This window comes from Glaciimonas sp. PCH181 (assembly GCF_003056055.1).
Taxonomy (GTDB): domain Bacteria; phylum Pseudomonadota; class Gammaproteobacteria; order Burkholderiales; family Burkholderiaceae_D; genus Glaciimonas.
This window is the reverse complement of record NZ_PYFP01000002.1, coordinates 1,102,454-1,117,071: the sequence shown is the minus strand read 5'-3', so window position 1 is coordinate 1,117,071 and position 14,618 is coordinate 1,102,454. Positions and strand designations below refer to the sequence as shown.

Here is a 14,618-nt window from a genome sequence, read left to right as displayed (position 1 = left end):
TGCCGGTTTACGTTGTTAGTGCGCAACGGAAGTGACAGAATTACGGTAACTACTTATAGCCAACGCCATAAAAAGTTCCAGAATCCTGGCACCTTTCCGCCTTGCGTACCATCGCTGACGGTTCTGGCGAGCGCAGCGCGTTCGACGCTGGTTTTATCCTCGTAAAACGGTTTGGTCGCCGTTGGCAGTTGGACGGCGCGGGCGCAGTCGAGCAGGATTTGCAGGTATTCCGCCATGTGGTCGGCGGTGTAGCTATTGATGTCATGAAACGTGACAACCACCGGGATGCTGCCATCGACCGCCGGTAATTCGCCGCTGGCAATCCGTTGGCGCACATCGGTCAATAGATGCAACATATTCGAGCGGCGGCGCAAGCTGGCTTTGAAGCCGTAAATTTTGCCGTCATTCGCACTTAAATCGGTCAGCAAAATATGCATGCCGTGCTGTTGATAGACGGTAAAAGTACGTTGGTCATAGTTCCAGAAAGGCGGTCGCACCAGCTTGGGCGGGCTGCCCTGAATGGCCAGAATGTCGCCGATGCCGTCGTCGAGCGATTGCGCGAATTTTTCCGGACTGAGAAAACGATGGTTGGCATGGCGCGGGGTAGCGGTATGAAAGCCTAGCAAATGGCCTTCGGCAACTTCGCGTCGCAGAATGTCGTGTCCAAAGTCAGTTTCGCCAGCGCCAGCGGAACGGGTTTGCACAAAAAACAGTGCTTTGATACCGGGCTGCACGGGATTTTGCGCCAATGTGTTTAAGATCAACAGTGTTGGATTGTCGGTTTTTGGTCTGGCCGGTCCATCGTCAAATGTCAGCAAAAATCGAATCGGCGGTTGCGATTTAAGCGCTGCTGCCGTGGACGCTGACATTGGCACCGGCTGGATCGCGCACCCTGCCGCAGTCATCGCCACAACCGCGACGATCACACTAGCAAACCATTTTTTGGTTTGGCGCTTGATATCAAGCATTGAATGCGACGCGGCGTTGATTGGGGATGCACTGGAAGTCATCATGTGTTTCTAGTCGTTTTGTTCGGGTGTAGAAATAGTTGCTGCGGCCGCCTCGCGCAATTTATCTTTTTTGCTTTTGCGTCGGCCTTTAATGCCGCCATTCGAGTCCGCTGCGATGAGTGGTGCCGCTGTCACCGTTTCGACTGGTTCAAAGCCGGGAATCTGTTCCCGTGGGCAATGCACGTTGTGGCGATTTTCGATCAGCCGGAAATGCGCTTCGGTATCGGCGCTGATGAAATTGAGGGCAATCCCGGTTTCACCTGCTCGCCCGGTGCGTCCGATGCGATGCGTGTAATCGTCTGCCGAGCGCGGTAAATCGTAGTTCAGCACCACTGGAAGCAGTGGAATGTCGATGCCACGGGCGGCAACATCGGTGGCGACCAGTACTTGCAGCGCGCCAGCCTTGAACTCGGCCAATACCCGTTCGCGTGCGCCTTGGCTGAAATCGCCGTGGAATGCGGCGGCCTTGATGCCGGATCGATGCAATTTTTCTGTAACGTAGTCGGCGGCATATTTGGTGGCGACAAATGCCAGCACGCGCGGCCATTTGTGTTCTTTTAACAGATGCACTAGCAATTGCGTACGACGTTTTGGATCGACCGCAATCGCCCGTTGCAGAATCGCCGGTGCGGCCAGCGGCTCGGATGTGATGGCGATGCGCGTAGGGTTCTGCACGATTTTTTCGGCAAGGGCTTCTACTTCTGGCGGGAAGGTTGCTGACAAGAAGACGTTCTGACGTTGTTTTGGCAGCAGCGCCAAAATCCGTCCGATTTCCTCCGCAAAGCCCATATCGAGCAGACGATCCGCCTCATCCAGCACCAGCATCCTCACGCTACCAATGGTGAGCGCGTTGTGATCCAGCAAGTCTAACAAACGTCCGGGCGTTGCAACAACGATATCGGCCCCGCCACGCATTGCCATCATTTGTGGATTGATCGATACGCCGCCAAATAACGTCGCGATTTTTAGCGATGCGGCGGGGGTGGCACGATACTCAGCCATGCTGCGTAATGTTGTCAGGATAGACTCACCAATTTGTGCCGCCAGCTCACGCGTCGGCACCAGAATTAATGCGCGAACCGGGCGATTAGGACGGATTGTGCCGCTTGCACGCGGTGTTGTGCTGCTGCCATCTTGCAATAATTGCAGCATCGGCAGACAAAACGCGGCGGTTTTGCCCGAGCCGGTCTGCGCTGAACCCAGCACATCATGGCCGCGCAAAATGGTCGGAATAGCAGTGGTTTGAATCGCCGTCGGGGCGAGATAACCTTTTTCGCTGACAGCATGCAAGAGGGAGGGAAGTAGCCCCAATGAGGAAAATGGCATAAAGGGGCCTTAGTGATTCGTTGGTAAATAGGGAAGGGCGCGTGTGCGGTATCGCCGGGTATCGCTGGGGATCAATTATCCGCGCCGCAGCAGATGGCAGATTGTCGCTCTAAATGACCGCTTTGACCACCGCGACAGCAAATTGACCGCTGAGGGACATTGTTGCAAGCGTCTCTCAGCGGCGTGGTGCAGGATAACGCTTGCCTAAGGCTAGCTGCCGACTTTCTCACAGTTAATCATCCATGGCGTGCCGTACTGATCGATCAGCATGCCAAAACGTTTGGCCCAGAAAGTTTCTTCTATCGGCATCTGAATCGTGGCATTTTTTGCTAATGCAGCAAAAATACGGTCAGCTTCTGCGGGCGTGACGTGGAAACCTTTTGCGGCCTCAAACTGGCTGGGTGGACTGTCCGAACCCATCAATATTTTATCGCCGACCATCAGACGGGCATGGGCGATTTTGTCTTGCATTTCCGCTGGCATTTTGTCGGCCATCGGGGTCTCTGCATAGGTCATCATGGCAACGACTTTGCCACCCAGACATTGCCCATAAAACGTAAATGCTTCGCGACACTGACCGTTGAAACCGAGGTAGGGATTTAATTGCATGGTGTGCTCCTTTGATAAAAAGTGAGAAATTATCTGGGTTGCTGGAGGGTATTTATGTCATTAACCGGGTTTTCTAAACGCTTGTTCGGCCTCCATTGTTGCGCGTCCGGCTTCGGTCTTAATCACCGGATCGAAGTCCTCGGCTTCGAATACCTGGCGGATTTCGATCTCACCCACGTCGGATGGGCAGCGCATAAACCAGGCAATGACTTCTTCTTTGGTTTTCGCCTGAATCAGCCAGAATCCGGCGATCAAGCCCGCTTCGCCGATGAAAGGACCATCGATGACGACGGGTTTGTCCTGTGCCGATAAGCGAATCCGCACGCCTTTCGAACTTGGGTGCAAGCCTTCTGCGGCCAGTAACATATCGGCCTTGATCAGTTCGTCATTGAATTTTCCCATTGCAACAATCAGATTTTCGTCGGGCAGCGTGCCCGCTTCCGAGTTCTTGTCGGCTTTCACAATCACCATGAATCGCATTGTTATTCTCCTTTCAGTTAAGTGATGATCGACGTTAGCGTCAGGACGCACTCATCCCTGACGCGATGCGCCATTTAGTTGATGTAATAGGGATGAAGTATTTTCAGCATAGACCACCAACGGAGGCAATCAAGGCGCATAAATCAGGTCGAAAAACCGGGGCGAATAATCAGGGCGAATAATTACGGGGAATAATTAAGGAGAGTAAGTCACGCGGTAAATCACGCCAACCAAATCGTCGCTGATCAGCAGCGATCCGTCTGGCAGTGGCAGCACATCCGCCGGACGCCCCCAGACCGTTTCTTTTCCACCAGCACTTTTTTGTAGCCAGCCTTCAACAAAAGGCGTCTGGCTTAGTGCGCGGCCTTGGGCATCAAATGTCACTCTGACGATGCGATAGCCGACTTTTTTACTGCGATTCCACGAGCCATGTTCAGCGATGAAAGCGTTATTGCGATAGGCGGCAGGAAATTGTTGGCCGGTATAAAACCGCATGCCAAGGGAGGCAACGTGTGCGCCAAGTTTGATCGCTGGCGGCACGAATTCGTCACATTTACGATTACCCGCAAATTCGGGGTCAGGCGTATCGCCTTGATGGCAGTAGGGATAGCCGAAATGCTGACCGACTTTTTCCAGATGATTGAGCTTGTCGCTAGGCGTGTCGTCGCCCATCATGTCGCGCCCGTTATCGGTGAACCACAGCGATTTATCGGTTGGATTCCAGTCAAAGCCGACCGAGTTGCGAACGCCGCGCGCCACCACTTCTAGTCCGCTGCCATCGGGTTTCATGCGCTGGATATTGGCGTGGCGGGCGTCTGGCATGCAGATATTGCACGGCGCACCGACGGGGACATATAACCAGCCGTCTGGCCCAAAGGCGATAAATTTCCAGCCATGATGCGTTTCGCTGGGGAATTGATCTGTGACCACTTTCGGGGCAGGTGGATTGGTCAGTTTGTCGTCGATGCCATCCAGTCGCAGAATCTGCGATACCGCCGAGACATACAACTGACCATCACGATAGGCTACGCCGACCGGCATTTCCAGACCTGACGCAATCGTGTGTACCGTGCTGGCGTGACCCTGATCCAAAGCGACGGCGTAGACTTTGCCCGCGCCCATGCTGCCGACATACAGCACACCGCGTCCATCGGCATAGCGGCCTAATGTCATTTGGCGTGCATTCGGCACGGCATCGGTCAGCACGGCGATATGAAAACCCGGTGGCAACTGTAGTTTATCCAGCATCAGATTAGCGGCATTTGCCCCTGTTGCCATGGTTGCCATTAATCCCAGCAGCAGAACGCCGATCAACCGGCGCAACATTGACCAGCGTTTGAGATGTACTCGGGTGTGGATTGTCGTCGTGGGATGCATGGCATGCTCCGGTGTGGGGACGCAAAGTGGGGATGTTGATTGATTGGGTGTTACCTAATCAGAGGTAATACAAAGGCAAGTAACCTTGCCCTCTTAAGCAAGTGCCGTCAAGTCTCGGAAAATCGTGTGCTGAGATTCTTTTTTATCCTTGTTTCTAAAACAACATATCTGCCTAAAAAATGTGCGACACTAAGCCATATTTTGCAGTGCACCAATTTTTCCACTTTCCGATTAAAACCAGCCAACATCATCATTCTGGGATGCAACATGAAACGTGTCATCTTTAACCAAAAAGGCGGCGTCGGTAAATCGACTATCGCGGTCAATCTTGCCGCCATTGCAGCGCATCAAGGCAAAAAAACACTGTTAATCGACATCGATCCGCAGTGTAATTCCAGCCGTTATCTGATGGGCGAGGCGGCTAAAGAAGTGCAGCCGACCGTGGCAGAGTATTTTCAGCAAACGCTGGATTTTGTGATTTATCCCAAGGCCCCGACGATTTATGTGCATCCGACCCGGTTTGAGAACCTGTCGTTGATGCCGTCGCATCCGGCAATTGGCGATTTGCAGTCGAAACTGGAATCGCGTCATAAGATTTATAAATTGCGCGATACGCTGGTGGAGTTGGCGAAAGAGTTTGACGAAATCATCATTGACACGCCGCCTGCGTATAACTTCTTTACGCAATCCGCGCTGATCGCCGCCGATTGTTGTTTGATCCCATTTGATTGCGATGATTTCTCGCGTCAGGCCTTGTACACGTTGCTGAATAATGTGGCAGAGATCAAAGCTGATCACAATCCGTCGCTAGCCGTTGAGGGGATCGTCGTGAATCAGTTTCAGCCACGCGCCAGCTTGCCGCTGCGGGTGGTGAATGAACTGCTGGCAGAAGGATTGCCGGTGCTGGACAGCAAACTCTCCAGCTCGATCAGAATCCGTGAGTCGCACGAGCAGGGTTTGCCGATGATTCATCTGGACCCGCGCCATAAATTGAGCCATGAATTTCTGGCGTTGTATCAGGAATTGCAATCAGCCTGACCCTGCACGGTATCGCAAACTGATCAGACTAATGACACAGGCGCTAACGATTGACGTTAGCGCCTGTGTTTTTGTGCGTTAGCCTTGCACCTGATCCTCGGCTTCGGGGTTGTCGAACTCAGGGAGCGGGATTTTGACAATATTGTTTGTATTGACTAACGGGCGTGCTGACGTATCGATATCCGCTATTTGTGCTTTGGCGAAGTCTCCCAGACGAAGAGGTCCGCGCTGTATCGGTAATCTATTGGTATAACAGCCTACCTCCAATGCCGACCAAGAAGTCTCCGGCCTGTTCCCGGCTGAGGCAAAGCAATTCGCAAAAGTACAGGCCTTGCTGACAGCGGCTAAAGCCATGCTGGAAGCGGATAACGCCGGGTAATTCGACGCTGTAGAGAGTGCTCCATCAATCATGTTCATTCCTTGCGTTCTTTAAAAAACTAGGCCATCTCAACAGAGTGAAATGGCCTTATTGCGGTGATCGGCAAATCAACTGGTGATGCGACGTTAAGGACGCATGAAAAAGCATATTTTCTACCGGCTCAAGCGCGATACTCGCGTCATTAATTCATTACTTTGATGCGGTATCAACGGGTGGCCAGCTACATCAAGGGTTGGCGGGGCCGTGAGATTAAGGGAGGATAGGTTCAGGAACGCGTCGGCAATCGCTCTTTCACTATGACCTATGTTCCGCGCTACCACTTCTTTCAGATCAGGTTTCAGGTTAGATTTCCGCTAGGGTTGGTAACAATGTATTCCAGCGAACGTGCAATCTTTGATCAGTTGCACTGATCTTCGATAATGCAGATATTGGACAGCCTGAAGTCTAGGGGACCCGCGCCCGAACAAATTTCAAAAAGTGCTCAAATTTTAAGCATCGAACGAAAACGCCGCCAATATGCTGCGGCATCGTTTACTTCCTACTTTCTATAAATACAACTCTTACTAAATTAAGCCCGTAATCCTGGCTAAGCAAAAAATCCGCTCAAAATACAACTTGTATCAACTCAATGTGCGGTGGTATGCTCGTTATACCAGTTGAGTTCTTTCATCAAAAAAACGGTTTTGGGACCACGGTCGTATTCGTTTCGGTATCTCTCGCCGAATACAGCCGCCAGCTGGGCCACTATAAAAATAAAAAACCCGACAAAATCGCAAGGAGACATTGTGACCACGACCGCCGCAACTATTGCTATCGAAAAATCCGCTATCAGAAAGGTGTCGCTTCGGCTCGTACCTTTTGTAGCGCTGATGTTTTTTATCAACTTCCTGGACCGGACCGCGATTTCATTCGCTGGCCCCAACGGGCTCAACAAAGATCTCGGCCTGACCGCTGCGCAATTCGGTTTTGCTGCCGGTGTATTTTTTGTCGGTTATATCTTTCTGGAAATCCCGAGCAATCTGGCGCTGTATAAATTTGGTGCCCGCCGCTGGCTGGCGCGGATTATGGTGACCTGGGGCATCGTGACGTTGCTGTTTACCTGGGTCAGCAGCATTCCCGAGCTATATGCATTGCGGATATTGCTGGGGATCGCTGAGGCAGGATTTTTCCCCGGCGCGATTCTTTTTCTGAGTTTGTGGGTGCCCGCCAAACACCGCAGCCATATTCTTGCGCTGTTTTATCTAGCCCAGCCATTGACGATTGTGATCGGCGCACCGTTGGCTGCGTTGCTGATGAGTGCACACGGCATGTTCGGTCTGGCAGGCTGGCGCTTGATGTTCTTCGGCGTCGCTATTCCGGCGATTGCGATTGGGATCGTTGCGTGGTTTTATCTGGCCGACAAGCCATCGGATGCCAAATGGCTAAACGATGCAGAAAAGCACTGGCTCACCACAGAATTAGCGAAAGAAGAAACCGCAAAAGGCGCATCACACAGTCCGCTTGCCCTTAAAGCGTTACTCGATGGCCGCGTCTGGCTGATGGCAGTGATTTATTTCGGTCTGATTTACGGTTTGTATGCGCTGGCATTTTTCCTGCCGACCATCATTGGCGGCTTTGAAGGGCAATTCGGCACTAAATTTAACGTTTTCCAAAAAGGCCTGATTACCGCCGTTCCTTATCTGCCTGCCGCTGTCGCCCTGTTTCTATGGAGTCGTGATGCGACCCGGCGCGGCGTCAGAACCTGGCACGTAGGCGTACCGGCGCTGGTCGGTGCGGTCAGTATTCCGCTGGCTTTATATATGCAATCGCCGGTCGCGACGATTGCCGTGATTACTATTACTGCCTGCGCAATTTTCTCTGCGTTGCCGACTTTCTGGTCGATTCCCGGTCGCTTTTTGTCCGGTGCCGGGGCCGCAGCAGGCATCGCGCTGATCAATACCATTGGCAATCTTGCCGGTTTCGCCGCGCCCTATGTGACCGGCGCGGTCAAGGATGCCACCGGATCGTATCAAGCCCCGATGTTCATCGTCGGTGCGTTGATGCTGCTATCGGCGGTCCTCGCTTTTTCGCTGAATGCGCTGGCGAAAACCTCAGTCAACGACCAGCCCATAGGTGCGCGGTCCCTAACCTAAAGTAGCCAGTATTAACGTATTGGTCATTTCATTTACATCGGAGAGCAACATGAACGAAAGAATCGCATTATTTGGCGCAGGCGGCAAAATGGGTGTGCGTCTGGCAAAGAACTTACAGAATTCATCCTACAAAGTAGCTCACGTTGAAGTCGGCGCGGTCGGTCAGAAACGCTTGAAAGACGAACTCGGCATCGATTGCGTCAGTGTCGATGTGGCGCTGGACAACGTCGACGTCGTCATCTTGGCAGTGCCGGATACCTTGATCGGCAAGATCGCTGCAGAAATTTCGCCAAAATTGCGCGCCGGTGTGATGGTCATGACACTTGATGCCGCGGCACCGTTTGCAGGACACCTGCCAGAGCGCTCAGATCTGGTGTACTTCGTCGCACATCCTTGCCATCCACCGATTTATAACGACGAAACCACCGAAGAAGCGCGGCGTGACTATTTCGGCGGCGGCGCAGCTAAACAATCGATCACCAGCGCGCTGATGCAAGGACCGGAAGCAGCCTTTGATCTGGGCGAAGAAGTCGCCAAAGTCATCTATGCACCGATCATGCGTTCGTACCGTCTGACGGTCGATCAAATGGCACTGCTAGAGCCGGGCTTGTCCGAGACCATCTGCGCCACGCTGCTGTCCGTCATGCGCGAAGCAATGGACGAAACCGTACGTCGTGGTGTGCCAAAAGAAGCTGCTCGCGATTTCTTGCTAGGCCACATGAATATTCTTGGCGCGGTGATCTTTAACGAAATCCCCGGCGCGTTTTCTGATGCTTGCAACAAGGCAATCGAATTTGGCAAACCGCGTTTGATGCGCGACGACTGGATCAAGATATTTGACCGCGAAGAAATCGCCGAAAGTATTCGCCGCATTACCTGATCCAGCGATCATTTTCAGTCGATCGCGCCGCCGAGGTTAATGTCGGCGGCGCGGCGTTCGATGATCCGCACTGTTGCGGATGCCTGAGTAAGGCTGCATGACTGTTTAGACTAGGCACCCCGACGCAGATAGTACGAGAGTACGGCAAGGAGCGGCAACGACGTATAAATAGTTATGCGGACTTACGCACCGATACCTAAATATGAGAGGACTTACAGTGAGCGAGCGCATATACGCCACCTACTGGCTGGAAACCGGAGACGATCCTGCGCGTGCCGCAGAGGTGATCGCTGGTGAACAATCGAGCGGCACCTTTATTGCACTTCCGACCGAAACACCGGCGCTGAAAGCCCGCTCCGGCGCGCGCGTGGAACGGCTAGAAGTGTTGGACGAAGTCGGTGCGCCCAGCCTGACTGGCGGGATGCAATCGTCAACCTATCGTCGCTGCACCCTCGAACTCTCATGGCCGCTGGAAAATATCGGCCCGTCGCTGCCGAATTTGATGTCCACCATTGCGGGCAATCTTTTTGAGTTGCGGCAAGTCTCTGGATTGCGGCTGACCGGCCTGAAGCTCCCCGATGCTTTCGGTGCCGCCTATCCCGGCCCCGCTTTCGGCATCGAAGGCACGCGCAAACTCGCCAACGTTCAGCACGGTCCGTTGATTGGCACCATCATCAAGCCCAGCGTGGGTCTGTCAGTCGCAGAAACCGCAGAACAAGTACAAAAACTGGTCGCTGGCGGCATCGATTTCATTAAAGATGACGAGTTGCAGGCCGATGGCACGTATTGCCCGTTTGATGAACGCGTGCGCGCCGTCATGCGCGTCGTCAACGACAACGCAGAACGCACCGGCAAGAAAGCCATGGTTGCTTTCAATCTAACCGGCGATCTGGATGAAATGCGTCGTCGTCATGACCTGGTGTTAGCCGAGGGCGGCACCTGCATCATGGTGTGTCTGAATTCGGTCGGTCTGGTCGGTTTGCGCGAATTGCGTCGCCATTCTCAGTTGCCGATCCATGCCCATCGCGCCGGATGGGGCTATTTAAGCCGCAGTCCGCAATTGGGCTGGGATTTTGCGCCGTGGCAAATGCTCTGGCGTCTGGCCGGGGCCGATCATTTGCACGTCAACGGTCTGCGTAACAAATTTAGCGAGTCGGACGAAAGCGTGATTGCCGCTGCACGCTCGGTGCTGGCACCGGTGATGGCGAGCGCGCCGATGACGGCGATGCCGGTCTTTAGCTCAGGACAAACCGGCTTGCAGGCAGCGGATACCTACGCCGCCCTTGGCTGTGCGGATCTGATTCATACCGCTGGCGGTGGTATTTTCGGTCATCCGGGCGGCGTTTCTGCTGGCGTTACAGCCTTGCGTGAAGCGTGGGTTGCCGCGATAGATGGCGTACCGCTGGCGCAACAAGCCGAACGTAGCCCGGCCCTGCGCGAGGCATTGGGATTCTGGCAATGACGGCGCAACAATCTGCTTGGCCGGATGGCCTGTTGCTGGCCTATTACGGCGACGATTTCACCGGCTCGACCGATGCGATGGAGGCGATGACCGCCGCCGGTGTGCCAACCGTGCTGTTTCTGGAGCCGCCGACCCCAGCGATGCTGAGGCGCTTTCCAGAAGTCCGTTGTATCGGGCTGGCAGGTTCATCACGCGGTCGCAATCCAGCCTGGATGCGGGCCGAATTACCCGCCGCCTTTGCTAGTCTTGCTGCATTGGGCGCACCGATTTTGCACTACAAAGTTTGCTCCACCTTTGATTCTTCGGAAGAAACCGGATCGATAGGCTGCGCTATCGATCTCGGCGTGAAACATATGCCGGGTCGTTGGTCGCCGATGATCGTTGGCGCGCCACGGTTGAAACGTTTTCAGATTTTTGGCAACCTGTTTGCGGCGGTGGATGGCGTGGGTTATCGGCTAGACCGTCATCCGACCATGGCGCATCATCCGGTCACGCCGATGGCGGAATCCGATTTGCGCCTGCATCTGGGCAAACAAACTCAGCGCCGGATTGAATTGATCGATATGTTGGCGTTGCAACAGGACAATGCAACGACACAGCTAGCGGCATTTTCCGGCAATGACAAGACCGATGTGCCGGTCGTCATGATCGATGTGCTCGACGATGCAACGCTGTTAGCGGCGGGGCGTTTGTTATGGGAGCAGCGCGGCGATGGCGTCTTCAGCGCCTCGTCCTCGGGTTTGCAATATGCGCTGGCCGCGTATTGGCGCTCGCTGGGCTTGCTGCCGCAACAGGCCGCGTTGCCAACCGCGGAAAGCGTCGCGGCGATTGCCGTTGTCAGTGGCAGTTGCTCGCCAGTAACGGCGGCCCAGATCGGTTGGGCGCGGGCGAATGGTTTTCATACTGAACGGCTGAATCTTGCGGCAGCGCTTGATCCGATCACCCGCGATATCGAAATCGGCCGCGTAGTCGCCATCGCTGCCACCGCAATTCGGCGCGGCACCAGCGCCGTGGTTTACAGCGCGGAAGGGCCAGACGATGCCAGCGTCATCAACTTCGATGCCATCGCTGCTGAATCTAAACACAGCCGCGCCGATGCAGCGCGCAGTATTGGCACGGCACTGGCCGATATCATGCGTCGGCTGCTTAATCAGACTGACTTGCAACGCGTCGTTGTCGCCGGTGGCGATAGCTCGGGCGAGGTCGCCAGCGCATTAGGGATTACTGCGCTGAGCGTGATTGCCGGTCTGGCACCGGGCGCACCTTTGTGCCGGGTCTGGTCTTCTTATCCGCAACGCGACGGCTTGCAGATTGTCTTGAAAGGCGGTCAAATCGGCGGTGATGCATTCTTCGGCGATGTGCTTGGCGACTCAGGGCAGCGCGCGATGCCTGCGATAGACAAAGTATCCGGCTAAGGCAACGGGAATAAACAAGGCAAGCCATGCCGCCACATGCCAGGCAGCAATGTGATGCCGAGGTTGAGCTACACGACAATACGAATTGTTCTTATTATGATTTGGCGAGATAATTCCTGCAATATGCAAGATTGGGCATTATTTATAATAATTTACGCAGGCAAGAGTAGATGACGGCAGGCTATTTAGCGAAATATTGCGCCAGATAATCTGGGGTTTTAGAGGGCATAACGGTATGGTATAGTCAGCACCTTATGTTATAACGCAGTCGTTTTACCTCCCTTCACTCTTCCCTTTCGCCGCCCATGTCCGAGATCATCCCCCGCCGCAAGCTCTACCACGAAGTGTTGGATCGCTTGATGGAACGCATTCGTTCTGGCGCGATTCCACTGGGCGGGCATTTGCCGTCCGAGCGGGAATTGATGGAGATGTACGGCGTTGGCCGCCCTGCCGTGCGAGAAGCGCTGCAAACTATGGAGCGTTCCGGAATTGTCGAAATCGCTCACGGTGAACGGGCGCGCGTCGTGGTCCCGACTGCCGAGCAATTAATCGGTCAGATTGCGGGTGGCGCGATGCATTTATTGCGGACCCAACCGGACATGTTGCAACATCTGAAAGAAGCGCGCATCTTTCTCGAAACCGGCACCGCCAGAATGGCCGCCGAACGTGCGACCGATGAGCAAATAGCCCGGCTGCAACTCAGGATCGTGCAGCATCGCGCATCGATGGTGAATCTGGAAGAATTCATTGATCGCGATATGGATTTTCACTGTGAGATTGCCGCCATTGGTGGCAATCCGATTTATCCGGCGATCGTCGAATCGATGTTCCGCTGGGCCCGTGAATACTATCAAACGCTGGTGCGCGCACCCGGCGCAGAAGAACTCACGCTATCCGAGCATCAACGCATTATCGATGCGATTGCCCGCCACGATGGCGACGCTGCCGCTGAAGCCATGCATAGCCACTTGAACCGCGCCAACGAACTGTATCACCGGATTGATCAGCGTTAATCTCAGCCAATTCACTTAGAATTCAGCATGCAAACGCACCGTACCAACGTTCACAGGACCGCGATCCGCGTTATAGCCGGGGTTGGCGATACGCTGATAATCGACCATCAAAAACGTGTTTTTGATCAGCTGAAAGTTGTAATACGCCTCGAAGATTTTCTCGGGTTTGTAATTCAGCTGCCCGTCGCCGATAAAGGCACCAAGCCCGCCTAAGGCCAGATAATCGCGATGCGCTTTACTTAGCCCGTTCTCCGCCACGGCCAGACCAAACGTATCGTTGGATCGCCCCCACTGCGTGCCTTTGATGGCAACGCCAGCGGTCACAGAACGTTCGATTTCGGTGAAGGAATAGGTTTCCGTCTTGCCATCGTTGCGGCTGGCGCGCGCGAATAAACCGACATCGGGCCGCACGGCATGTTCCAGACTTAAGCCGTACCCGACCTTAAAACTATCTTTGCGAACATTGGCGACAGATGGCACACCGCCGTTTGCAGCGGCGATGGCATCGCTGAAACTGCCCATATTTTCTTTATTTCGAAACACCAGAAACCGTACTTTTCCGGTTTGATCGCCCAGCGTATAACCGCGCTCGACTTCGATCTGGTCGCTGTAATACTGCGCGATGCGGGTTTCCAGCGGCTGGCCGTTCGACACTTGCGGCACCATGAAGCGCGCATAGCGCAAGGCCCAGTCATCATAGTAATATTCCGCCGCGCCGCCCCAGGTATAACCGCGTGTGTCGCCCGCATAATCATAAGCGCCGTAGGTTAAAAACGACCAATTCACAAATTGGGTGCGGGCATCGTGTGCGTAAGCATTGTTATCGAAAATATCGGTCACGCTGACGTTGCCCAGCGTAATCACCAGCCGACGTTTATCGACCATCCCCGCCAGCTGATTTTGCCCGGACTCGACCGCATCTTTTTCACCGCCAAGGTCAAATGTCTGCCTTAAAAATAAGCGCGCCCGATAAAATGTCGGATTCGGTCCGCTGGTTTTTTGTTGCTCGCTATTGGTCATGCCGCCCATACCATGCAAACCGGAAAGCGGTACGGCTTGCACCATTTCGGGATTGAAATACACCTCTGTGCCGGGTGCCAAGCGCAAGCCGAAATAAGCAGTCGCGCTGAGGGAATAGGCTTTTTCTTCTTCTGGCAACAAGCTATTGGTGCCGCTGTAAGGCGCGTTAAATGACGCTTTGCGTTGCCAGATATAGGTAGTCTGAAATTTTGCGTTCCATGTCTCAGGAGCAATGATTTTTGCATCATCCGGGGATGTAGTAGTGAGCGCAGGGGCGGGGGTTTCTTGCGCGTTCGACAGCATCGGTATGCCGATCAACTGTGCAAGCAGACAGTTGATGACGATATTTTTCTTACTAAAAATGAACAAAATTGCTCCGCTATTTGAAATTTCTGGCACAACCCTGCGGAAGAGCGTTCACAAAGATGCCAGAAGCTGAAAACAGCGCGAGTTTATTGGTCGCCATTTTTTAAGTCA

At 53.9% G+C, this 14,618-nt stretch carries 13 protein-coding genes; 6 read left to right on the top strand and 7 right to left on the bottom strand.

The genetic code is table 11. The annotated features are described in order from the left end of the window. Positions 1 to 53: 53 nt before the first annotated feature. From C7W93_RS18235 to C7W93_RS18215, 5 genes are all read right to left on the bottom strand, one after another. Entirely contained in the window at positions 54 to 1,013 is a 960-nt protein-coding gene (locus C7W93_RS18235) for a polysaccharide deacetylase family protein (RefSeq protein WP_225869930.1), read from the bottom strand. Between the two features lie 6 nt (positions 1,014 to 1,019). Continuing rightward, complete coding sequence (locus tag C7W93_RS18230; protein ID WP_108441675.1) at positions 1,020 to 2,336, bottom strand: DEAD/DEAH box helicase; 1,317 nt, start codon at positions 2,334 to 2,336, stop codon at positions 1,020 to 1,022. A 210-nt stretch (positions 2,337 to 2,546) separates the two neighbouring features. After that, entirely contained in the window at positions 2,547 to 2,945 is a 399-nt protein-coding gene (locus C7W93_RS18225; RefSeq protein WP_108441674.1) for a VOC family protein, read from the bottom strand. Positions 2,946 to 3,005: 60 nt separating this feature from the next. Beyond that, complete coding sequence (locus tag C7W93_RS18220) at positions 3,006 to 3,425, bottom strand: YciI family protein (protein ID WP_108441673.1); 420 nt, start codon at positions 3,423 to 3,425, stop codon at positions 3,006 to 3,008. A 195-nt stretch (positions 3,426 to 3,620) separates the two neighbouring features. Further along, positions 3,621 to 4,802: a sorbosone dehydrogenase family protein gene (locus C7W93_RS18215; protein WP_370446481.1), complete on the bottom strand. Its 1,182-nt coding sequence runs from the start codon at positions 4,800 to 4,802 to the stop codon at positions 3,621 to 3,623. Between the two features lie 267 nt (positions 4,803 to 5,069). Here C7W93_RS18215 and C7W93_RS18210 point away from each other — a divergent pair, with 267 nt between their 5' ends. Further along, positions 5,070 to 5,840 (top strand): ParA family protein, encoded by a 771-nt coding sequence (locus C7W93_RS18210; protein WP_108441671.1) that lies wholly within the window; start codon positions 5,070 to 5,072, stop codon positions 5,838 to 5,840. 78 nt (positions 5,841 to 5,918) lie between these two features. Here the strand turns inward: C7W93_RS18210 and C7W93_RS18205 are convergent, their stop codons facing one another. Next, positions 5,919 to 6,251 (bottom strand): hypothetical protein, encoded by a 333-nt coding sequence (locus C7W93_RS18205; RefSeq protein ID WP_108441670.1) that lies wholly within the window; start codon positions 6,249 to 6,251, stop codon positions 5,919 to 5,921. Positions 6,252 to 7,088: 837 nt separating this feature from the next. Between C7W93_RS18205 and C7W93_RS18200 the strand changes: the two genes are divergently transcribed. The 5 genes from C7W93_RS18200 (at position 7,089) to C7W93_RS18180 (ending at position 13,121) form a co-directional block, all read left to right on the top strand. After that, the gene (locus C7W93_RS18200; protein WP_108442208.1) at positions 7,089 to 8,351 is read left to right on the top strand and encodes an MFS transporter; all 1,263 of its coding nucleotides are present in this window, start codon (positions 7,089 to 7,091) and stop codon (positions 8,349 to 8,351) included. Positions 8,352 to 8,400: 49 nt separating this feature from the next. After that, the gene (locus C7W93_RS18195) at positions 8,401 to 9,231 is read left to right on the top strand and encodes a phosphogluconate dehydrogenase C-terminal domain-containing protein (protein ID WP_108441669.1); all 831 of its coding nucleotides are present in this window, start codon (positions 8,401 to 8,403) and stop codon (positions 9,229 to 9,231) included. 217 nt (positions 9,232 to 9,448) lie between these two features. Continuing rightward, positions 9,449 to 10,693 (top strand): ribulose-bisphosphate carboxylase large subunit family protein, encoded by a 1,245-nt coding sequence (locus C7W93_RS18190; RefSeq protein ID WP_108441668.1) that lies wholly within the window; start codon positions 9,449 to 9,451, stop codon positions 10,691 to 10,693. Beyond that, positions 10,690 to 12,108 (top strand): 3-oxo-isoapionate kinase OiaK, encoded by a 1,419-nt coding sequence (oiaK, locus tag C7W93_RS18185; protein WP_108441667.1) that lies wholly within the window; start codon positions 10,690 to 10,692, stop codon positions 12,106 to 12,108. Before C7W93_RS18190 ends, oiaK begins: the two co-directional genes overlap by 4 nt. Positions 12,109 to 12,413: 305 nt before the next feature. Continuing rightward, positions 12,414 to 13,121 (top strand): transcriptional regulator NanR, encoded by a 708-nt coding sequence (locus tag C7W93_RS18180; RefSeq protein WP_108441666.1) that lies wholly within the window; start codon positions 12,414 to 12,416, stop codon positions 13,119 to 13,121. 15 nt (positions 13,122 to 13,136) lie between these two features. Here the strand turns inward: C7W93_RS18180 and C7W93_RS18175 are convergent, their stop codons facing one another. Continuing rightward, the gene (locus C7W93_RS18175) at positions 13,137 to 14,510 is read right to left on the bottom strand and encodes a carbohydrate porin (protein WP_225869929.1); all 1,374 of its coding nucleotides are present in this window, start codon (positions 14,508 to 14,510) and stop codon (positions 13,137 to 13,139) included. Between the last annotated feature and the right edge of the window lie 108 nt (positions 14,511 to 14,618).

Bases quoted from the DNA above. Each gene is read 5' to 3' on its own strand.
- C7W93_RS18235 (WP_225869930.1), bottom strand. From the start codon at position 1,013: ATGATGACTTCCAGTGCATCCCCAATCAACGCCGCGTCGCATTCAATG.
- C7W93_RS18230 (WP_108441675.1), bottom strand. From the start codon at position 2,336: ATGCCATTTTCCTCATTGGGGCTACTTCCCTCCCTCTTGCATGCTGTC.
- C7W93_RS18225 (WP_108441674.1), bottom strand. From the start codon at position 2,945: ATGCAATTAAATCCCTACCTCGGTTTCAACGGTCAGTGTCGCGAAGCA.
- C7W93_RS18220 (WP_108441673.1), bottom strand. From the start codon at position 3,425: ATGCGATTCATGGTGATTGTGAAAGCCGACAAGAACTCGGAAGCGGGC.
- C7W93_RS18215 (WP_370446481.1), bottom strand. From the start codon at position 4,802: ATGCATCCCACGACGACAATCCACACCCGAGTACATCTCAAACGCTGG.
- C7W93_RS18210 (WP_108441671.1), top strand. From the start codon at position 5,070: ATGAAACGTGTCATCTTTAACCAAAAAGGCGGCGTCGGTAAATCGACT.
- C7W93_RS18205 (WP_108441670.1), bottom strand. From the start codon at position 6,251: ATGATTGATGGAGCACTCTCTACAGCGTCGAATTACCCGGCGTTATCC.
- C7W93_RS18200 (WP_108442208.1), top strand. From the start codon at position 7,089: ATGTTTTTTATCAACTTCCTGGACCGGACCGCGATTTCATTCGCTGGC.
- C7W93_RS18195 (WP_108441669.1), top strand. From the start codon at position 8,401: ATGAACGAAAGAATCGCATTATTTGGCGCAGGCGGCAAAATGGGTGTG.
- oiaK (WP_108441667.1), top strand. From the start codon at position 10,690: ATGACGGCGCAACAATCTGCTTGGCCGGATGGCCTGTTGCTGGCCTAT.
- C7W93_RS18180 (WP_108441666.1), top strand. From the start codon at position 12,414: ATGTCCGAGATCATCCCCCGCCGCAAGCTCTACCACGAAGTGTTGGAT.